Source organism: Brevundimonas aveniformis DSM 17977, from assembly GCF_000428765.1.
Taxonomy (GTDB): domain Bacteria; phylum Pseudomonadota; class Alphaproteobacteria; order Caulobacterales; family Caulobacteraceae; genus Brevundimonas; species Brevundimonas aveniformis.
In genome coordinates, this window is sequence record NZ_AUAO01000001.1 from 917,881 (window position 1) to 936,964 (window position 19,084).

Here is a 19,084-nt window from a genome sequence, read left to right on the forward strand (position 1 = left end):
GGAGGTGTCCATGCGTTGCCTGTTGATCGCTGTGGCCTTGCTGCTTTCGGCCGGCTCGGCCTTTGCCCAGAGTCGGGAACCGTCCGCCGCCATTGCGCGGCTGGAAGCGGAAACCGTTCTGCTCAACCAGGTTCGTACCTTTGCGCGACCGACCGCCGAAGCGCGACGGGAGGCGGCGTTGACGCTGATCCGCCGGGCCGGTTTCGAGCCGGTCGTCGAGGCGTTTGAGGGCGGCGAGGCCGGCCGGCCGATGGAAGGACACAACATCACCTTCGTGGTTCGTGGTCACAGCAACTGCGGCTGCGAGATTCTGCTGACGGCCCACTATGATGCCGTAGTGCTCGCGAATGGCCAGTTGGCGGACGGCCTGGTCGATAATGCAGCCTCGGTCGTCGCCGTTGTCGAGGCGGCGCGCCAGCTGCGGGACGATAACCTGTATCACGATGTGCGGGTGGTCCTGTTCGATCAGGAGGAACTGGGCCTGCTCGGGTCGCGCGCCTGGATCGCTGCGCATGGCACCGGCCACGCCGCCGCCGTGGTGAACTCTGACGTGGCGGCCTTTGGCGACACCATGATGTACGGCCAGAATAACGGGCCGCAATCGCTATTCGTGACCCAGGCGGTTCAGCGCGTCTGTTCTGAGCGTGAGTTGCAGTGTGTCGGCTATCCCAACTATCCGCCCAGCGACGATCGGACTTTCGTAGCGGACAGAACGCCGGTGGTTTCGCTCGGCTTCCAGACCGAAATCGGGGCTCATCAGATGTGGCTGGCCTTCAACGCGCCGCAAGGCCAGAGCGGCTTGGCACCAGGGTTCGTGCCCGACGTCTTCACTGTCATCCATTCCGAGAACGACAACATCGGGCGGGTCGAATCGGCGACCCTGTTTCTGGCTGCGGAGACGTATGCCGCCGTCGTGACCGAGATCGACGGGTACTTCCATCGGCCGGACGATCATCTGCGCGAATGAAGCGGGGCGACCCCCGGCCGGAATGTGCCGCGGTGTTGACTAACCGCGTTCACAAGACGACAAACCTGTAGCTTCGCCCCGTCGCACCCGCGACGGGGCCTTTCACTTTTCAGGAGCCGAAACCGTGACCACCGAACACCTGATGGCCGTCTACAACCGCGCACCTCTGCAGGTCGAGCGTGGCCAGGGCGCACGCCTGTGGTCGACGGACGGCGTCGAATATCTGGACTGTGTTCAGGGGATTTCGACCAACGGGCTGGGCCATGCCCATCCGAAACTGGTCCAGGCCGTGAAGGATCAGGCCGACAAGCTCTGGCACGTTTCGAACATTTTCCGCATTCCGGGCCAGGAGGCTCTGGCGGACGCCCTGACGGCGCGCTCGTTCGGCGATGTCGTCTTCTTCACCAACTCGGGCACCGAGGCGGTCGAGTGCGCGATCAAGACCGCGCGCAAATATCACGTCGCCAATGGTCAGCCGGAGCGCATCGACATCTACGGCTTTGACGGCTCATTCCACGGTCGGACCTACGGCGCCATCAATGCGGCGGCCAACCCCAGCTATACCGAGGGCTTCGGCCCGCCGATGCAGGGTTTCCATCAGCTCAAGTGGGGCGACAAGGCGGCGCTGGAAGCGGCCTTCCGCAATCCGACCACCGCCGCCATCATTCTGGAGCCCGTCCAGGGTGAGGGCGGATGCCGCGCCACGTCGGAAGAGGATCTGCGCTGGATGCGCGCGCTGGCGGACGAAACCGGCGTGCTGATCATCTTCGACGAGGTCCAGTGCGGCATGGGCCGGTCGGGCAAACTGTGGGCCCACGAATGGGCCGGAATGGCCCCCGACATCATGGCGGTCGCCAAGGCGCTGGGCGGCGGGTTCCCGATCGGGGCCTGTCTGGCCACGACCGAGTCGGCCAAGGGCATGACGGTCGGGGTGCATGGTTCGACCTTCGGCGGCAATCCGCTGGCTATGGCCGTCGGCCTCGCGGCCCTGGAAGAACTGTCCAGCCCGGCGGTCCTGGACAATGTTCGCGAGATCTCGGGCTATCTGGTCCAGCAACTCGAAGGTCTGAAGGATCGCTATCCCGACGTCATCGTCGAGGTGCGCGGCAAGGGTCTGTTGCTCGGCGTCAAGCTGATCCCGAACAATCGCGAATTCATGGGCTGGGCCCGCGACGAGGCGCATCTGCTGGTCGCCGGCGGCGGCGACAATCTGGTGCGGATTCTGCCGCCGCTGAACATGACAATGGAAGATGCCCAGGAGGCCATTCGCCGGTTTGAAAAAGCCTGTGATGTGGCGCGCGAGAAGATCAAGGCGGCGGGCTGATGGTCCGCCACTTTCTCGATCTCTATCGCCTGACGCCCGCAGACCTGCGCGCCATTCTGGACGATGCCCGCGACCGCAAGGCGGCCCGTCAGGGCTGGCCCAAGGGCCGGGTCGATGCTGATGCCCCGGCTCGCGACCACGTCCTGGCGATGATCTTTGAGAAGAACTCGACCCGGACACGGTTCTCGTTCGACGCGGCCATCCGTCAGCTGGGCGGCGATGCCATCATCGCCAATGCCTCGGACATGCAGCTGGGGCGCGGTGAAACGGTCGAGGATACCGCCCGGGTTCTGTCACGCATGGTCGATGCGGTGATGATCCGCGCCAATAGCCACGAGGATGTCGTCCGCTTCGCCCAGGCCTCGAGCGTGCCGGTGATCAATGGCCTGACGGACAAGAGCCATCCGTGTCAGATCATCGCCGACCTGATGACGATTGAAGAACGACTGGGGCCGATCTCCGGCAGGACGCTGGCCTGGGTCGGGGACGGCAACAATGTCTGCGCCAGTCTGATCCACGCGGCACCGTTGCTCGGCTATCAGCTCAATATCGCTTGCCCGGCGGACTATCATCCCGACCTGTTCGACCTGCAGCGGGGTGGCAACTATGTGTCGCTCGGTTCTGATCCGGAAGTGGCGGTCGAAGGGGCCGATGTCGTCATCACCGACACCTGGGTGTCGATGGGCGATCAGGACCACGAAGCCCGACTGCACGCCTTTGAGCCCTACGCGGTGGATGACAGGCTCATGTCGCTGGCCACCGATGGGGCGATCTTTCTGCACTGTCTGCCGGCGCATCGGGGCGAAGAGGTCACCGATGATGTGCTCGACGGTCCGCAGTCCGCGGTGTGGGATGAGGCGGAGAACCGTATTCACGCCCAGAAGGCGGTCATCGCCTGGTGTCTCAGGGGCTGAGCTAGCGCCGACCGGTTTCGAACCCGGCCAGGTTCATCAGGTGAACCACCGCAATCAGGGCCAGCGCCGCGCACAACACCATGATGAACCGGTAAGGCACCATCCTGGGCCCGCGCACCAGATTGGGCGGCTGGGCCCCTCGCCAGGCGCAAAAAACCCCGACAACGGCGGCACATACGAGCAGGACAAGGGTGGCATTCAACGGCATGGCCGCCACATGGCCCTGTCGACGCCCGCGCGCAACGTCTTGCTGCGAAGTTAACGATTTACGCCCTGTTAACCACGATTGGCGGACCAAGGGGGCAGAGGGTCGGCGACCCTCGCCCCGGGCGGGGGGACTGTCCACAGTAAAGAGCCGTTAACGCTAGATATTGGGGTTACCAGTGCGTTTACACCCAAGAAATGGGCGTCTACCGTGACTGAGCAAGCGGTCGGGAGCGAATCAATGAGCGGCGCGGCGCCCTGGAGCGTCAAGGGGATCGAACCCCGTACGCGGGAGGTCGCAAAAGACCTGGCCCGACGCTCCGGCATGACGCTCGGAGAGTGGCTCTCCGAGATGATTTCCGAGAACAGCGCCGAGGACTTCAGCGACGACCGCCGCCGTCAACCGCGTCGCTATGATGACGCCTATTCCCTGCGCGGCGAGGATGCGACCGCGGCCTTGCGGTCGATCGAAGCCTTGTCTTCGCGGCTCGAAGGGGCTGAGCGCCGCTCGCTGGTCGCCATCGACGGCGTCGATCGCGCTGTGGCCGGACTGGTCAAGCGGCTGGAGGTGACCGAGGCCGACGCTGCCTCTCGGGATCGGCGTTTTGAGGAACTGTCGGATTCGATGCGCGAGGCGCGCGCCCGCGTCCGGCATTTCGAGGACGAGACGGGGCCGCGCTACTCCGAAGCCTTCGGCAAGATCGAAGGGGCGATCGGCAAGCTGGCAGGTCAGTTTTACGAAGCCGAGGCGCGGGGCCGCGATACCTCTCAGGCCTTGCGCGATCGGCTGGAGCGGATCGAGCGCGAGGGGCCGTCCGACCGGGCCACGGAGTCCGTCGTCGCCCGGATCGCCCAGCGGCTCGAAGAGGCGCAAGGTCGAACCGCTCAATCCCTGGCCAAGCTGGAACAGTCGTTCGCCGACCTTGATCGGCGGCTGGCACGCACGGAATCGAACGGTCAGGGATCTGCCCAGGTCGCCGGCCTGGAGAAACTGGCCGAGGGGCTGACGCGCAAGGTTGAGGATTCGCGCAACGAGATGATGCGTCGGCTCGATCATGCCGCCTCGGATGGCCGCATGGACAAGGTCGAGCGCGCCCTGGCGGAGTTGGGGGCGCATCTGCAGGATTCCGAGCGCCGTCAGGCTCAGGCCCTGGAGGCCATGGGTCGCGAGGTCGTTCGTATCGCGTCGAACCTCGATGGCCGTCTCAAGGAGACGGAGCGGAACCAGCAGGAGGTTCTGGTCGCATCGCAGGAGAAGGCGCTCAAGGCGGTGGAGGTGATGGGCCAGGAGCTGTCGAAGTCGCTGGGTTCGGATGTCGCGCGGGTGGCCGAGGCTATCGAGCACCGCCTGCGCCGGGCCGATGACCATCACGCGCTCGGTTTGGAAAAGCTGGGCAGCGAGATCACGCGCATTTCCGAACGTCTGGCCGAGCGCATTGCCCAGAGCGAGCGCCGCGCCGTCCAAGGCGTCGACGAGCTGACCGAAAAGCTCAACCGCGCCTCCGAAAAGATGGAGACGCGCTACGAGCGGGCCTCGGGTGAGCTGGCCGAGCGGATGCGTCAGTCCGAGGAGCGGACCGCCAAGCTGTTGGCGGAGGCCCGCGAGAGCATCGACAAGCAGCTGGCCAAGCGCAGCAGCGATCCGGCGCTCGACTGGAACACCGAGAGCTTCCCGGCTGAAACCTTCGAGAGCGACTGGGGGGCCGGTTCCAGCGAGGCGTCGGCTGATCTCGCGGAGTCGCCGTTTGGTGCCGACGATGTTTTCGCCGGTGCCGCCCCGGTTCTGACACCGCGCGCGCCGGAATTCCCGCGCGAAGCCTCGGCGGATGTTTTTGCGGATTTGGCACCGCAAGCCTCTGGCGTTGATCTCGACATCGAACAGCTCCTTGGCCAGACGAATATGCCGGAGGCCGTCGAGGTCGTGGCGACCCCGGCGGTCGAGCCGCTGCCGGCTGCGGTTGCCGCCTCCTTCGGCGCGGCGATGATGGAGCCGTCCAGCGAGCTGGATGCCTTTGATCCGCCGACAGAGTTCCTGACGAACCGGCACGGCGAGGCGGAGCGACCGCTCAGCACCCGTGAAGCCATCGAGGCCGCCCGCGCCGCCACCCGCCGCGGTGAACAGGGCGAGGCGGGCGACGGTGATCGCAAGTCTTTCGGCTTCCGCATGGGGGGCAGCAAATCCCGCCTGCAGAAGCGCGTCGAAAAGCAGGGACGGCGCGAAGGCTCGACCCTCGGCAAGGCCCTGGCGGCCACGACAACAGCCGCGGTTGTTGTCGGCTTCGGCGTCGCCGGCGTTCTGGGCTATCAGCGCCTGGTCCAGGAAGGGTCGGCCATTCCCGGCCTACCGACCCCGGAAGGTCCGTCGCTGGCAGCCGCTGCGACCACGCCCACCGAAACGACCATCGCCCCGCCAGCTGCCGAGGCCCAGGCTGAGGCGCAGGGACTGTACGACCAGGCCCTGCCCCTGATCGACGCCAATAACGCCGAGGGCGTGCGTTTGATGAGCCGAGCGGCCAATCTCGGCTTTGCACCGGCCCAGGTGGTGATGGCCCAACTGTACGAAACCGGTGGAGCCGGCGTCGCCCCCGATCCGGTCGAGATGCGTCGTTGGACCGAGCGCGCGGCGCGTGGAGGCGACCCTGCCGCGATGCACAATCTGGCCATGTATCTCTTCCAGGGAACCGGCGGCGAGCTCAACCAGCAGCAGGCGATGCACTGGTTCCAGGCTGCGGCGGAACGGGGGCTGGTCAACAGCCAGTACAACCTCGCACGCCTGTATGAGCGCGGGACACAGGACGCGCAGCCGGATCTTGCAAAGGCTTATCAGTGGTATCTCGTGGCCGGACGTTCGGGTGACGAAGGCGCAGAGGAGGCCGCCGCGCGGGTTCGTGGTCAGCTTGCGGCCAGCCAGCGCCTGACGGCTGAGCGTGAGGCCGAACGCATTCTGGCCGAGGCTGCCCAGGGCTGACGCCTGACGAATTTCGATCCGCCGGCGCGTGCGGATCGCCCCAGTTTCGGCGAGGCCATTGGACGTCTATCTTCCCATTGCCGAGGTATCGGTCAACGCGCCGCTTCTGCTGGCCCTGGGCGCGCTTGTCGGCTTCATTTCGGGACTGTTCGGCATCGGCGGCGGCTTTCTCATGGCCCCGGTTCTGGTCTTTCTGGGCATCCCGCCCGCCGTCGCAGTTGCCAGCCAGGCCAACCATGTCGTCGCCTCGTCGACCTCCAGCGTCCTGACCTACAGCAAGGCCGGGTCGGTCGACTATCGCATGGGCGGCATCATGGCCTTGGGGGGGGCGGTGGGAGCCCTGTTCGGCGTGGAGCTGTTTCGCCTGCTGCGCCTCCTGGGCCAGGCCGACCTGGTGGTGGCCGTCTCCTACCTGTTGTTGCTAGGGTCGATTGGGGCCCTGACCCTGAAAGAAAGCCTGACCACCATTCTGGCCCGCCGTCGCGGAGAGCCGGCTCGCCGCGAGCCGACCCGGCGCCCCCTGTGGCTCTATGGCCTGCCGTTTCGCGTGCGCTTTCCAAGGTCGGGGCTGTACATTTCGGCCATTCCACCGCTTCTGTTGGGCGTCTTTGCCGGCATCCTGTCGGCCATCATGGGGGTTGGCGGCGGGTTCATCCTGGTTCCGGCCATGGTCTATATTCTGCGGATGCGCGCCGCGGTGGTCGTCGGCACCAGCCTGTTCCAGATCCTGATCACCACAGCGGTGACGACCGTTCTTCAGGCGGGCCGGAACCAGACAGTCGATATTGTCCTGTCGACCTTGCTGATGGTCGGCGGCGTTCTGGGTGCACAGTACGGAGCCAAGGCCTCGGCGCGTTTCCGGGCCGATGAGATGCGTGCGGCGCTCGGCCTGTTGATCCTGCTGGTCGGCTTGCAGATGGGCCTGTCTCTATTCCTGCGGCCCGACGATCCGTTCGCCCTGGCCCCCGGCGGTGCCGGATGATGGTGCCGCCCGGCCCGCCGCCAATGGACCCGCCGGCCCTGGTCGCGCCTGCACCGGAGCCTCCCGGCCCGGTCGTCGTGACGCAAACCCCGACCATCTCGGCGGCCCTGACCAATTCCGAGATCGAGGTCGATTCCAGCTACGCCGGGGCATCGCTGGTTCTCTATGGGGCCGTGTTCAATCCGGGTGATGACCCGGTCGACGTGGTGCTGGTCGTGCGCGGGCCGGAGCGCCCCGTTCGTCTGGTCCGCAAAGTTCGCGTGGCCGGGCTGTGGCTGAACAGTCGCCCGGTCGTCTTTGAGGGGGCACCGGCCTTCTATGTCATGGCCTCGACCCGGCCCCTGTCCGAGATCGCCGGCTTTGGCGTTCTCAGACGCATGGGCGTGGGGCTGGACCATATCCAGATTGATGCCCCCGACGAGGCGCGCACGGTCAATCTCTACGGGGTCCGGGACGTGGTGATCAGTCGCCTGGGCGAAGACTATCTGGAATGGCGACGGGCGGTCATTCGCCTGAAAGAGCGCGATGGCCTGTATCGTGCCGACCCGTCGGGGGTGAGGTTCGTGGATCCGGGCCTGTTCCGGGCCGAGATTGTCTTGCCGCCCGAGGCTCCGACCGGGGAATATCGAACCGAAGTCTGGCTGTTCCAGAATGGTCAGGCGATCTCGGTGCGGCGCAACACCATCCAGGTCCGCCGGGTTGGGGTCGAACGCTGGCTGCACAACTTCGCCTTCTTCCAGCCGTGGCTCTACGGCCTGGTATCGGTGCTGCTGGCCGGCTTCACCGGCTGGGCCGCGTCGCGCTGGTTCCGGCGGACCTAACGTCCGGGCGATAGTCGGGTCCACGGGACCGCATGGATCCGGTCGTCGCCCAGGATCAGGGCTGTCGGTGGAGTCGCGAACAGGCCGTCGAAGGCCGGATCAAAGACATTCAGGCCCCCCGCATAGGCACCGAACGCCGGCAGGATCATGCGTCGCCCATCCGTCAGGAAACACCGGCGGCGCACCCGTCCGCCTGTGCCCTTGACGGTCGCCACCGGATGCAGGTGCCCGGCGACCTCGCCCTCCCCAAGCCCTGTATGGGGTTCGTGGGTCAGGTTCAGGGTTCCAATGGTCAGCGTTTCCGCCACGGCACCAGGCAGGCCGACGGGCGGGCTCGGGTCATGGTTTCCGGCCAACCAAACCAGCTCGATGCGTTCCCCTAACGCCCGCAACCTTGTTCTGGCTTCGGCCGTCAGTCGGTCGATCGCGCCGGTGTCGTGGAAACTGTCTCCCATCAGCACCAGCCGTCGGGGGCTCAGGGCGGCGATCTCCGCCTCCAGCCGGTCCAGAGTGGCCAGGGTGTCAAAAGGCGGCAGAAGCTGGCCACGCGCGCCATAGGCTGACCCCTTCTCGAAATGCAGATCGCCCGCCGCCAGCATCCGTTCATCGGCCAGCCAAAGAGCCCCTGAGACGCGCGCGGTCACGGCCTGGCCATGGATCTCCAGATGACAGCCGCCGCACGGACTTCGGCGCATCGGGCTCATGCGTCCAGTCCCATGGCCTCAGCGATGAGGTCCTCGGCATTCTCCTGCAAGACGGCGTCGGCCCAGGAGCCGCCCATCACCGGCTCGCTACCGATTTCCAGCATGGCCGGCACGGCGAACGGTGAGGGCCGGCTGAGTTCCGTATGGACAATCCGCCCGCGAACCCGCTTCAGCAAGGCCCCGACCCGCGCCACGTCCAGCTGACCCGCCGCCGCATCCATGCGCGCGCATTTCAGCAACAGGTGATCCGGCTGATGTCGCCGCAAGACGTCGTAGATCAGATCGGTCGAAAAGGTCACCTGCCGCCCGGATTTCTCGTGGCCGGGAAGCCGGCGCTGGATCAGGCCGGAGATGGCGGCGCACTGACGGAAACCGCGCTTCATCATAAAGCTCTCGTCCAGCCAGGCCTCCAGGTCGTCGCCCAGCAGGTCTTCCTGAAACAGGCTCGCTAGATCGACGCCGCCCAGGGGCCGCAAGGCCCAGATAGCCAGCGCATAGTCATTGGCGACCATGCCGACGGGGTGTTTGCCGGCCCGCTCCAGCCGTCGCGCCAGGAGATGCCCCAGCGTCCCGTGGCTGATCCGACCGTCGAAGGGATAACACACCAGATAGTGCCGCTGGCCGCGCTGAAATGACTCGACCAGCATCTCGTCCGGCGATGGGATAAGCGACCTCATCTTTTGTATATACAACCAATCGCGAACATCGTCGGGCAATTGCCCCCAGGACGCCTCGTCGGCGATCAGTTGCCGGACCCGCCGGGCCAGGTAGGTCGACAGGGCAAACTTGGACCCGCCCCAGCTGGGGACCATGGGGTCGGACCCGGGCGGTGCCGGACTGACGAAACAGTCCATCTCGGCCATTTCGTTGAACCGCCAGGTCTGGCCGCCAAAGATGAAGGTGTCGCCCGGCGTCAGTTGCGACAGGTAGGATTCTTCCATCTGCCCGAGCTTGCGTCCCGCCCGCTTGGGATTGCCGACCCTGAGGTTCAGCATGGGGATGTCGACGATGGCCCCGACGTTCATCCGGTGTCGCGCGGCGGTTTCAGCGTTGCGGACGCCCCAGCGACCCTGGCGGTCCTGAACGATGCGGCGAAAGCGATCATAGGTCTTCAGCGCGTACCCGCCCGACGAGACGAACTCGAGCACCTGAACGAAGTCCTCGCGCGACAGGTCGGCATAGGGCGCGCTGGTCCGCACCTCGTCGAACACCGCATCTGCTTGAAACGGTTCCGCGCAGGCCAGACCCATCAGATGTTGGGCCAGCACATCCAGCGCACCCGGATGGGCCGGATCGGCGTCCAGATCGTTTTCCGCTACAGCCGCCTTCGCCGCTTCGCATTCCAGAACCTCGAACCGGTGCGCCGGGACCAGCAAGGCGCGGCTGGGTTCATCGAGCCGGTGATTGGCCCGCCCGATCCGCTGGATCAGCCGCGCGGACCCTTTCGGCGCGGCCAGCTGGATAACCAGGTCGACGTCGCCCCAGTCGATGCCGAGGTCGAGCGTTGAGGTACAGACCACGGCCCTGAGATCGCCGCGCGCCATGGCCGCCTCGACCTTGCGTCGCTGATCGACCGCCAGTGACCCGTGGTGCAGAGCAATGGGCAGATCGTCGGTGTTGATCTCCCACAGGATCTGGAACGCCATCTCGGCCTGAAAGCGCGTATTGACGAAGACCAGCGCGAGCCGCGCCGCCTTGATCCGCTCATAGACGTCCCCCATCGCGTGGGCCGCGGTCCAGCCTGACCAGGGGATGGTCCCGCTGGTGCGGCCCATGACCTCGACCTGAGGCGGCGCGCCGGGATCGCCCAACACCAGATCGGCCTCACCGCCTGGGCTCAACCAGCGTCGGATCGCATCGGGATCCTGCACCGTCGCCGACAGGCCGACGCGGCGCATCACCGGCGAAAATTGGCTCAATCGCGCCAGGCCCAGGTTCAACAGATCGCCCCGCTTGCCCGACCAGATGGCGTGAACCTCATCGACGATCACGCAGCGCAGGCCGTTGAACCAGTCGCGCCCGCCTTCCCAGGCGCACATGAGGGCCAGCTGTTCCGGCGTGGTCAGCAGAATGTCCGGGGGGCGCTCCTTCTGGCGCTGGCGTTTCGAAACTGGCGTATCGCCCGTGCGCGTCTCGATGCGGATATCCAGCCCCATCTCACGCACAGGCGTCATCAGGTTGCGTTCGACGTCGGTGGTCAGGGCCTTGAGGGGAGATATGTAAAGGGTGTGGACGCCCGGGGGGGCGTTCACCGGCCCCCGCGCCGCCAGCTCGATGAGGCTGGGCAGGAACCCGCCGAGTGTCTTGCCGCCACCGGTCGGCGCGACGAGCAGCACGTCACGCCCCGCCAACCCCGCCTCGACCATCTCCAGCTGATGCCGTCGCGGTGCCCAGCCGCGCCGGGCGAACCAGTCCAGGAACGGAGACGGCAGAGGGTTGGTCACCCACGGCCCATATCATGTTCTCGTTCCGTTTCCAGCCGCATGGGATAGACGTGGGCCGCGCGCCGTGTGATCACCCACCCATGAACCCTCTGATCGACGACCGATGGATCGAAGGCTGGCGCGGGCCGCTGATTGCGGCCTTCATTGCCCTGCTGGCCGGTCTGCCGACCGTGATGGTCCTGGGTCCGTTGGATCGCGATGAAAGCCGCTTTGCCCAGGCCACAGCCCAGATGCTGGAGACGGGCGACTTCGTCGACATTCGTTTCCAGGACCAGCCGCGCCACAAGAAGCCGGTCGGCATACACTGGATGCAGTCGGTGGCCGTCAGCCTGTTCTCCGATGTGGAGGCCCGGGACATTCGCCCCTACCGGCTGCCATCCCTGTTCGGAGCCATGCTGGCCGCGGCGGCCTGTGCCTGGGGGGCGGGCCTGGCTTGGGGTGCCCGCACCGGCGTGATCGCCGGGGCCTTGCTTGGCGCGACCTTCCTGCTGTCGTCCGAGGCCGGGATTGCCAAGACCGATGCCATGTTGTGCGCCAGCGTAACGGTGGCCATGGCGGTGTTGTCGCGGTTCTATATCGGCCACCGACAGGGAGAGCCGACGCCGGGGCGTCCCTACAAGCTGGCCCTGTGGGGTGCGATTGCGGTCGGGGCGCTGATCAAGGGGCCGATCATCATCATGGTGGCGGGCCTGACCTTGGTGGCGCTGGGTCTTTGGGATCGGCAATGGCGCTGGATGAAGGACATCGGCTGGGGCTGGGGCGCGGTACTGACGGCCCTTGCGATCGGGCCCTGGGCCATGGCGGTGACGGTCCGCACGGATGGGGCCTTCTGGGGCACGGCCCTGGGCGGCGACCTGTTCCCCAAGCTGGTGGGGGGCCATGAACGCCATGGGGGGCTGCCGGGCTATTATCTGTTTTTGTCGCCGCTACTGCTGTATCCGGCGACGCTGCTGCTTCCGGCGGCGGCGATCACCGGCTGGATGCGGCGGACCGAACCGGCGGTCCGGTTTGCCCTGTGCTGGCTGATCCCCACCTGGCTGGCGTTCGAGCTGTTTCCGACCAAGCTGTTTCACTACACGCTCCCGACCTTTGGGGCCCTGGCCTGGCTGATGGCCCTGAGCGTGTCCCAGCCGCTGACGACCTGGGGCCGGCGGATCGGCGCGGGTTTGATGGTCTTTGGGGCGCTGCTGGTTACTCTGGTCGTCGGCTACGGCTTTTCGGAATTCGGCGGCCAGGCCGATCAGGTCTGGGCGGCCCTGACCATCGGCCTGGCGTTGATCGGGGCCGGGATCGCAGCCTTCTTCCTGCTGGCGCGCGAGACAGACGCGGCGGTGGTGACGGCCCTTGGTTTCGGCATCGTGACCCACATGACTTTTGTGTTGCTTCTCGGCGGGCTGGGGCCTCTGTGGACGGCCCCCCGGCTGGTTGAAGCCATCCGAGAGGCCGGCCTGCATCCCATGGAAGGGCGCGCACCCGGTGCGGTAACCTTGGCCGGCTATTCCGAGCCCTCGGCCATTTTCCTGCTGGGCACCGATACGCGGCTGGGAGATGGAGCAGATGCGGCCCGAGCGGTCGCTGCCGGCCGCGTGGCCGTGGTCGATCAGAGCCAACAGGACGCCTTCGCCGCCGAAGCCGCGGCCCTGTCGATGAGCCCCCGGCCCGTCGCCGTGGTGGATGGGTTCAACTATTCCAACGGCGATCCATTGCAGCTGTCGGTCTATGGCCCGCTGAGCGAGGCAGAGGCGCAATGAGCCGGTTCATCGAAATCGTCGAGGTCGGGCCGCGCGACGGCCTGCAGAACGAAAAGACCGTCCTTTCGACCGAGGAAAAGATCGAGCTGATCAACCGGATGGAGGCTGCCGGAGCCCGGCGGTTGGAAACCGTCTCCTTCGTCCATCCGGGACGGGTGCCGCAGATGGCCGACGCCGAGGCCGTGATGGCCGGCCTGTCCGCCAACCCCGGCGTCACCCGTATTGGCCTGGTTCTGAATGCGCGGGGCTGGGACCGCGCGGTCGAAACCGGTGTCGACCAGGCCAATGTGTCGATCGCCGCCTCAGACGGTTTCGCGCTGAAGAACTCGGGGCTGACGGTGGCCCAGCAGATCGAGATGCTAGGCGAGATCGTCGGGCGGTCGCACAATATGGGCGGCGGCCCCGGCTCTGGGCCCACGGTGACGGCGATCATCTCGACCGTCTGGGGCTGTCCTTTCGATGGCGAGGTCTCTGTCGATCAGGTCGAGGCCGTGGTTCGCGACGTCGCGGCGCTTGGCGTCAAGGAGATCGGCCTGGCTGACACCATCGGCGTTGGCGACCCCTGGGCGGTGCGGCGCAAGGTCGAGGCGGCCAGGAAGGCGGCACCGGATGCGCGTGTGCGTCTGCATTTCCATGATACCCGCAACACCGCCATGGCCAATATCTTTGCGGGCATCGAGGCCGGGATCGACGTCATCGACGCCTCGGTCGGCGGGATCGGCGGCTGTCCCTTCGCGCCGGGCGCCACCGGCAATGTGGCGACCGAGGACGTGGTCTATATGCTGAGCCGCGCCGGCTTCGAGACCGGCTATGATCTGGACGCCCTGATCGAGACGGCCCGCTGGATCGGCGAGAAGATCGGTCGGCCGAAACCCTCCGCCCTCAGCCGCGCCGGCGGCTGGCCACCGGCCTAAGAACCGTTCGCAATTGCCCCCGCCCCCTTGCGCCTCGGGTGATCAGGCGTAAGGAACGGACACAGCTTTCGACAGGCGAGATTCATGGTCCAGCTCACCCTTCCCCGCGGCTCCAAGCCCCAGACCGGCAAGCATTGGGCCGCCCGTGAGGGTGCGGGCAAGGTGAAGACCTTCAAGATTTATCGCTTCGATCCGACGTCCGACGAAGCGCCGCGCTGGGACAGCTACGATGTGGCGGTCGAGGACCACGGCCCGATGGTTCTGGACGCCCTGATCCACATCAAAAACAATATCGACCCGACCCTGTCTTTCCGCCGCTCGTGCCGGGAAGGCATCTGCGGTTCCTGCGCCATGAACATCGGTGGGCGCAACACCCTGGCCTGCACCAAGGGCTGGGACGAATACGCCGGCGACATTACCGTCTCGCCCCTGCCGCACATGCCGGTGGTGCGGGACCTGGTGCCGGACCTGACGGGCTTTTACGACCAGTACGCCTCGATCGAACCCTATCTCCAGTCTGACACGCCGGACCCCGAGAAGGAGCGGCTGCAGTCGCCGGAAGATCGGGCCAAGCTGGACGGCCTATATGAGTGCATCCTGTGCGCCTGTTGCTCGACCTCGTGCCCGAGCTACTGGTGGAACCAGGACAAATACCTCGGCCCGGCGGCTCTGCTTCAGGCCTACCGCTGGCTGGCCGACAGCCGCGATGACGCGACCAATGCGCGGCTCGACAATGTCGAGGACCCGTTCAAGCTCTATCGCTGCCACACCATAATGAACTGCGCCCAGGTCTGCCCCAAGGGTCTGAACCCCGCCAAGGCCATCGCCGAAACCAAGAAGATGATCGCCGCGCGGGCGGTTTAGAGCGACCATGCCGGTCGGCCCAGACTACCGGCCCGACCCCCGTTTCGCCGCGCTCGGCGACGATTTTTCGGACGCCGTCGAACCCGCCGCCTTTCCCGAACACATCCTCCGCTGGCGCAATCAGCGGGCCGCCGCGGACGTGGGGCTAGACGGCCTGGCCGAGGCCGAATGGGTCGCGCACTTCGGGCGGTTCGATCCCCTGCCGGGCCAGTCGAGTCCGCGGGCGATGCGGTATCACGGCCATCAGTTCCGCCACTACAACCCGGATCTCGGCGACGGACGCGGATTTCTGGCGGCCCAGTTGCGTGACGATGAGGGCCGCCTACTAGATCTCGGGACCAAGGGCTCCGGGCAGACGCCCTACAGCCGCGACGGCGATGGGCGTCTGACGCTCAAAGGCGGCGTGCGCGAAATCCTGGCGGCCGAAATGCTTCAGGCCCAGGGCGTGCCGACCTGCCGGGTCCTCAGCCTGATCGAGACGGGTGAACCTCTGGCCCGCAATGACGAGCCGTCGCCGACGCGGTCATCGGTGATGGTGCGGCTGTCGCACAGCCACGTCCGCTTCGGGGTGTTCCAGCGCCACGCCTTCTTTGACCGCACCGACCTGATCGAGCGGCTGATCGGCCATGTCATCGACACCTATCACCCGACGGCGACCGACGCGGCCTCGATGCTGGCGGCGGTTGTGCGCGCCCAGGCGCGGCTGGTCGCCCGCTGGACCGCCGCCGGGTTCGCGCATGGGGTGCTCAACACCGATAATCTGAACGTCACGGGCGAGAGCTTCGACTATGGGCCGTGGCGGTTCCTGCCCCGGTTCGATCCGGGTTTCACCGCCGCCTATTTCGACAGCATCGGCCTCTACAGCTTCGGGCGTCAGGCCGACGCGGTGTTCTGGGCACTGAAACAGTTCGCCGGGACGCTGCGTCCGTTCGCCGAGGAACCGGCATTGGTTGATGCCCTCAACCTCTTCGGACCCGCCTATGTCGCCGAGAGCCAGGCCGCGTTTCGCGCCCGCTTCGGCCTTCAGGACGCCGGCGAAGAGGCCGGTCAGGCCCTAATCGACACCACCCTCGCCCTGATGGCCGAGGGCGGCGAGGCGCTGGGGTTCGAGGGCGTCTTCTTCGACTGGATGTGCGGCGAGGCTTCGCAAGGTCGCGCCATGACCGGGCCGCGCGCGGCCCTCTATGCCGGCGACGCCTTCGAGGCCTTCCACGCGGCGCTCAAGGCCCATGCGCCGGATCGCCCCGAGCGGCTTGAGCACCCGGTCTTCGCCCAGCCCGACCCCGAGACGATGCTGATCGACGAGGTCGAGGCGATCTGGTCCGCCATCGCTGAGGCGGACGACTGGGTACCGCTCACCGCCAAGACCGAGCGGATTCGCGCGCAAGGCGCGGCCTGGGCGTAAGCCCAAAAAGAAACGGGCCGGCGTAAAACGCCGGCCCGCAGGTCTTGTTCGACTGTGGTCGAAACCTTAGTCAGCCGCGGTGAGCGACACGGCGGACTCTTTGCCGCTGCGCGCATCACGCTCGATCTCGTAGTTGATCGTCTGGCCTTCGTTCAGCGAGCCCAGGGTCGAGCGTTCGACGGCGGTGGCGTGAACGAACACGTCCTTGCCGCCGTCAGCCGGGGCGATGAAGCCGTAACCCTTGACGGAGTTGAACCACTTAACGGTGCCTTTAGCCATTTTCAGTCTCCTAGATGGCGTTGTGCAGGGCAGAAACCCCCTGCGGGCCGTCGAGTCTGACAATAATGGCTAGATAACCTCGGTGCGCGAAGCAGGCGGGCAGCAGCGTTACGCACAGAGATCGACAGCCCTCATATAGGCTATCCCGCGCCAGATAGCCAGCGCCGGGTGAATTCAAACCTCCCCTTTACGTCAACGTCAACTTCGGTTATCGAGGAACCATGACGGCTGACGACCTTCGCACCTATTCCATTCGCCAGTTGTGCCGCGAGTTCGGCGCGACGGCGCGTGCCTTGCGCTTCTATGAGGACAAGGGCCTGCTCGATCCGGCGCGCAAGGGGCAGACACGGGTCTATTCCTCGAAAGACCGCGCACGGCTGAAACTGATCATGCGGGGGCGGCGCATCGGTTTCACCCTGGCCGAAATCCACGAGATGATCGACCTGTACGACCGCAAGGAGCACAATGTGCACCAGATGGCGGTCGCCCTGCCGCGTCATCGCGCCCGGGTCGATGCCCTGAAACAGCAGCTCGAAGACATCAAGGGTGCCATCGAAACCGCCGAAGAAGCCTGCGACTGGATGGAGCGGACGCTCGCCGAACATCGGCCAGACCTTCTACCTGGTGCCGAAGACTATGCCCGCCTCCTGCAGGAGCGGATGAACCCCGACCACTCACGCCCCTTCCAGACGAGAGCCTGATCCCATGGCCTATAAAGCCCCTGTGCGCGACCTGACCTTCATCCTCGGTGAGGTTCTCGAGATCGACAAATACGCCAACCAGCGCGGCTTTGCCGAGGTCACCACTGAGCTGGCCCAGCAGATCCTCGAAGAGGGCGGCAAGTTCGCCGAAGAGGTCATCGCCCCGCTCAACCGGGTCGGCGACAAGGAAGGTTGCCAGTGGAACGATGGGGTCGTCACCGGCCCGACCGGCTGGAAGGAAGCGTACCAGGCCATGGTCGAGGCCGGCTGGTCCGGTCTGGCGGCGGACCCGGCCTATGGCGGACAGGGCATGCCCGCCGTCGTCGCCATGGCCTTTGGCCAGTTCACCGCCGGCGCTTCGGCGGCGTTTTCGATGTATCCGGGCCTGACCTTCGGGGCATATGCAGGCCTGTACGCCAACGCCTCGGACGCCATCAAGGACAAGTACCTGCCCAAGATGGCCACGGGTGAATGGGGCGGGACCATGAACCTGACCGAGCCCCAGTGCGGCACAGATCTGGGCATGGTGCGCACCAAGGCGGTCCCGCAGGCCGACGGCAGCTACAAGATCACCGGCCAGAAGATCTGGATTTCGGCGGGCGAGCACGACTTCACCGACAATATCATCCACACCGTGCTGGCCCGCATCGAAGGGGCCCCGGCGGGGATCAAGGGCCTGAGCCTGTTTGTCGTGCCGAAGTACCTAGTCAACGACGACGGCTCGCTGGGCGAGCGCAATGCGGTGCGTTGCGGCGGCCTGGAGCACAAGATGGGCATCCACGGCAACGCCACCTGCGTCATGGACTATGACGGGGCGACCGGCTGGCTGGTCGGCGAAGAAGGCCGCGGCATGAACAACATGTTCGTGGTGATGAATGAGGCCCGCCTGGGCACCGGCCTGCAAGGCCTGGCCATCGGTGCCGCCGCCTATCAGGAAGCCGCGACTTTCGCCAAGGATCGCCTGCAGGGGCGCAGCCTGACCGGACCGAAGAACCCCGATGGTCCTGCCGATCCGATCATCGTCCACCCGGACGTGCGCCGAATGCTGCTGGAGGCCAAGGCCTTCGTTGAGGGCGGGCAAGCCTTCATCCTGTGGACCGCGCTGCAAGCCGATCTGGAGAAGTCCGAAGACCCCGCCACCGCGCAGAAAGCCCACGACTACATGGGTCTGATCACCCCGGTCCTGAAGGCCTATCTGACCGACAAGGGCTTCCACGTCGCGTCCCTGGCCATGCAGGTGCACGGCGGCAGCGGCTATACCGAAGAGTTCATGGCCAGCCAGTATCTGCGTGATGCGCGGATCACCATGATCTATGAGGGCACCAACGGCATTCAGGCGCTCGATCTGGTGGGTCGCAAGCTGCCGGCCAATGGCGGCCGCGCCATCATGTCGTGGTTCGCCGACATCGATGCCTTCGTGGCCGAGCACAAGGGCAATGAGGCCACCGCCCCCTTCATCGACGGCCTCGACAAGGCCAAGGCGACTTTGCAGGAAGCCTCGATGTGGCTGATGCAGAACGGCATGCAGAACCCCGACAACGCCGGCGCCGCCTCGACCGACTATCTTCAGATCTTCGGCCTGACCGCCCTGGCCTATGTCTGGTCCCAGATGGCCGTCGCGGCGCAAAAGCAGATCGCCGCCGGCTCGACCGACCCTTTCTACGCCAACAAGCTGATGACCGGCCGCTACTTCGTCGAGCGCATCCTCCCGGACGCCCGCGCCCACCTGAAGAAGCTGCAGTCGGGCGCCGGCGTGCTGATGGAGATGCCGGCAGAGGCGTTCTGACCAATATGCGTGAGAGCAGGGCGCTCTCGCCCCGTCACCCTCGGGCTTGTCCCGAG

Annotated in this window: 16 protein-coding genes; 12 read left to right on the forward strand and 4 right to left on the reverse strand. The window is 66.1% G+C overall.

The window, feature by feature from the left end; genetic code table 11:
• Window positions 1–10 precede the first annotated feature (10 nt).
• From G391_RS13845 to argF, 3 genes are all read left to right on the forward strand, one after another.
• Window positions 11–967, forward strand: a complete 957-nt coding sequence (locus G391_RS13845) for a M20/M25/M40 family metallo-hydrolase (RefSeq protein WP_051257114.1) — start codon at window positions 11–13, stop codon at window positions 965–967.
• Window positions 968–1,091: 124 nt separating this feature from the next.
• The gene (locus G391_RS0104755; RefSeq protein ID WP_029086505.1) at window positions 1,092–2,291 is read left to right on the forward strand and encodes an aspartate aminotransferase family protein; all 1,200 of its coding nucleotides are present in this window, start codon (window positions 1,092–1,094) and stop codon (window positions 2,289–2,291) included.
• Window positions 2,291–3,205 (forward strand): ornithine carbamoyltransferase, encoded by a 915-nt coding sequence (gene argF / locus G391_RS0104760; RefSeq protein ID WP_029086506.1) that lies wholly within the window; start codon window positions 2,291–2,293, stop codon window positions 3,203–3,205. Before G391_RS0104755 ends, argF begins: the two co-directional genes overlap by 1 nt.
• Before the next feature lies 1 nt (window position 3,206).
• Here argF and G391_RS0104765 read toward each other — a convergent pair whose 3' ends face one another.
• Window positions 3,207–3,413, reverse strand: coding sequence for a hypothetical protein (locus G391_RS0104765; RefSeq protein ID WP_029086507.1), 207 nt, complete (start codon window positions 3,411–3,413; stop codon window positions 3,207–3,209).
• Between the two features lie 237 nt (window positions 3,414–3,650).
• Between G391_RS0104765 and G391_RS15900 the strand changes: the two genes are divergently transcribed.
• From G391_RS15900 to G391_RS0104780, 3 genes are read left to right on the forward strand one after another with little or no spacing between them, the layout of a single operon-like run.
• Entirely contained in the window at window positions 3,651–6,377 is a 2,727-nt protein-coding gene (locus tag G391_RS15900) for an SEL1-like repeat protein (protein ID WP_029086508.1), read from the forward strand.
• 58 nt (window positions 6,378–6,435) lie between these two features.
• Entirely contained in the window at window positions 6,436–7,359 is a 924-nt protein-coding gene (locus G391_RS0104775) for a sulfite exporter TauE/SafE family protein (RefSeq protein ID WP_029086509.1), read from the forward strand.
• The gene (locus G391_RS0104780; protein ID WP_245572034.1) at window positions 7,356–8,180 is read left to right on the forward strand and encodes a TIGR02186 family protein; all 825 of its coding nucleotides are present in this window, start codon (window positions 7,356–7,358) and stop codon (window positions 8,178–8,180) included. Before G391_RS0104775 ends, G391_RS0104780 begins: the two co-directional genes overlap by 4 nt.
• Here the strand turns inward: G391_RS0104780 and pdeM are convergent.
• Together pdeM and G391_RS0104790 are read right to left on the reverse strand one after the other, a co-directional pair.
• Window positions 8,177–8,884, reverse strand: a complete 708-nt coding sequence (gene pdeM, locus G391_RS0104785) for a ligase-associated DNA damage response endonuclease PdeM (RefSeq protein ID WP_029086511.1) — start codon at window positions 8,882–8,884, stop codon at window positions 8,177–8,179. The genes G391_RS0104780 and pdeM overlap by 4 nt on opposite strands.
• The gene (locus G391_RS0104790) at window positions 8,881–11,328 is read right to left on the reverse strand and encodes a ligase-associated DNA damage response DEXH box helicase (protein WP_029086512.1); all 2,448 of its coding nucleotides are present in this window, start codon (window positions 11,326–11,328) and stop codon (window positions 8,881–8,883) included. Before G391_RS0104790 ends, pdeM begins: the two co-directional genes overlap by 4 nt.
• Before the next feature lie 80 nt (window positions 11,329–11,408).
• On the opposite strand from G391_RS0104790, the gene G391_RS0104795 reads away from it, so the two are divergent.
• The 4 genes from G391_RS0104795 to G391_RS0104810 all read left to right on the forward strand — a co-directional run bounded on the left by G391_RS0104795 (window position 11,409) and on the right by G391_RS0104810 (window position 16,262).
• Window positions 11,409–13,079, forward strand: coding sequence for an ArnT family glycosyltransferase (locus tag G391_RS0104795; protein ID WP_029086513.1), 1,671 nt, complete (start codon window positions 11,409–11,411; stop codon window positions 13,077–13,079).
• On the forward strand, window positions 13,076–13,993 hold the full coding sequence (locus G391_RS0104800) for a hydroxymethylglutaryl-CoA lyase (RefSeq protein WP_029086514.1): 918 nt from the start codon (window positions 13,076–13,078) through the stop codon (window positions 13,991–13,993). The genes G391_RS0104795 and G391_RS0104800 overlap by 4 nt, the downstream gene beginning before the upstream one ends.
• A gap of 84 nt (window positions 13,994–14,077) precedes the next feature.
• A complete protein-coding gene (locus G391_RS0104805; RefSeq protein WP_029086515.1) occupies window positions 14,078–14,857 on the forward strand; it encodes a succinate dehydrogenase iron-sulfur subunit in 780 nt (259 codons plus the stop codon).
• Between the two features lie 7 nt (window positions 14,858–14,864).
• Window positions 14,865–16,262: a protein adenylyltransferase SelO gene (locus tag G391_RS0104810; RefSeq protein ID WP_029086516.1), complete on the forward strand. Its 1,398-nt coding sequence runs from the start codon at window positions 14,865–14,867 to the stop codon at window positions 16,260–16,262.
• A 66-nt stretch (window positions 16,263–16,328) separates the two neighbouring features.
• On the opposite strand, the gene G391_RS0104815 is transcribed toward G391_RS0104810, so the two are convergent.
• Window positions 16,329–16,541 (reverse strand): cold-shock protein, encoded by a 213-nt coding sequence (locus G391_RS0104815; RefSeq protein WP_029086517.1) that lies wholly within the window; start codon window positions 16,539–16,541, stop codon window positions 16,329–16,331.
• Between the two features lie 221 nt (window positions 16,542–16,762).
• On the opposite strand from G391_RS0104815, the gene G391_RS0104820 reads away from it, so the two are divergent.
• Together G391_RS0104820 and G391_RS0104825 are read left to right on the forward strand one after the other, a co-directional pair.
• Window positions 16,763–17,242, forward strand: coding sequence for a MerR family transcriptional regulator (locus G391_RS0104820; RefSeq protein WP_029086518.1), 480 nt, complete (start codon window positions 16,763–16,765; stop codon window positions 17,240–17,242).
• A 4-nt stretch (window positions 17,243–17,246) separates the two neighbouring features.
• Window positions 17,247–19,028 carry an acyl-CoA dehydrogenase C-terminal domain-containing protein gene (locus G391_RS0104825; RefSeq protein ID WP_029086519.1) on the forward strand — a complete coding sequence of 594 codons (1,782 nt, stop codon included), beginning with the start codon at window positions 17,247–17,249 and terminating at the stop codon, window positions 19,026–19,028.
• Window positions 19,029–19,084 lie beyond the last annotated feature (56 nt).

Bases quoted from the DNA above. Each gene is read 5' to 3' on its own strand.
- G391_RS13845 (WP_051257114.1), top strand. From the start codon at position 11: ATGCGTTGCCTGTTGATCGCTGTGGCCTTGCTGCTTTCGGCCGGCTCG.
- argF (WP_029086506.1), top strand. From the start codon at position 2,291: ATGGTCCGCCACTTTCTCGATCTCTATCGCCTGACGCCCGCAGACCTG.
- G391_RS0104765 (WP_029086507.1), bottom strand. From the start codon at position 3,413: ATGCCGTTGAATGCCACCCTTGTCCTGCTCGTATGTGCCGCCGTTGTC.
- G391_RS15900 (WP_029086508.1), top strand. From the start codon at position 3,651: ATGAGCGGCGCGGCGCCCTGGAGCGTCAAGGGGATCGAACCCCGTACG.
- G391_RS0104780 (WP_245572034.1), top strand. From the start codon at position 7,356: ATGATGGTGCCGCCCGGCCCGCCGCCAATGGACCCGCCGGCCCTGGTC.
- pdeM (WP_029086511.1), bottom strand. From the start codon at position 8,884: ATGAGCCCGATGCGCCGAAGTCCGTGCGGCGGCTGTCATCTGGAGATC.
- G391_RS0104795 (WP_029086513.1), top strand. From the start codon at position 11,409: ATGAACCCTCTGATCGACGACCGATGGATCGAAGGCTGGCGCGGGCCG.
- G391_RS0104800 (WP_029086514.1), top strand. From the start codon at position 13,076: ATGAGCCGGTTCATCGAAATCGTCGAGGTCGGGCCGCGCGACGGCCTG.
- G391_RS0104805 (WP_029086515.1), top strand. From the start codon at position 14,078: ATGGTCCAGCTCACCCTTCCCCGCGGCTCCAAGCCCCAGACCGGCAAG.
- G391_RS0104810 (WP_029086516.1), top strand. From the start codon at position 14,865: ATGCCGGTCGGCCCAGACTACCGGCCCGACCCCCGTTTCGCCGCGCTC.
- G391_RS0104815 (WP_029086517.1), bottom strand. From the start codon at position 16,541: ATGGCTAAAGGCACCGTTAAGTGGTTCAACTCCGTCAAGGGTTACGGC.
- G391_RS0104820 (WP_029086518.1), top strand. From the start codon at position 16,763: ATGACGGCTGACGACCTTCGCACCTATTCCATTCGCCAGTTGTGCCGC.
- G391_RS0104825 (WP_029086519.1), top strand. From the start codon at position 17,247: ATGGCCTATAAAGCCCCTGTGCGCGACCTGACCTTCATCCTCGGTGAG.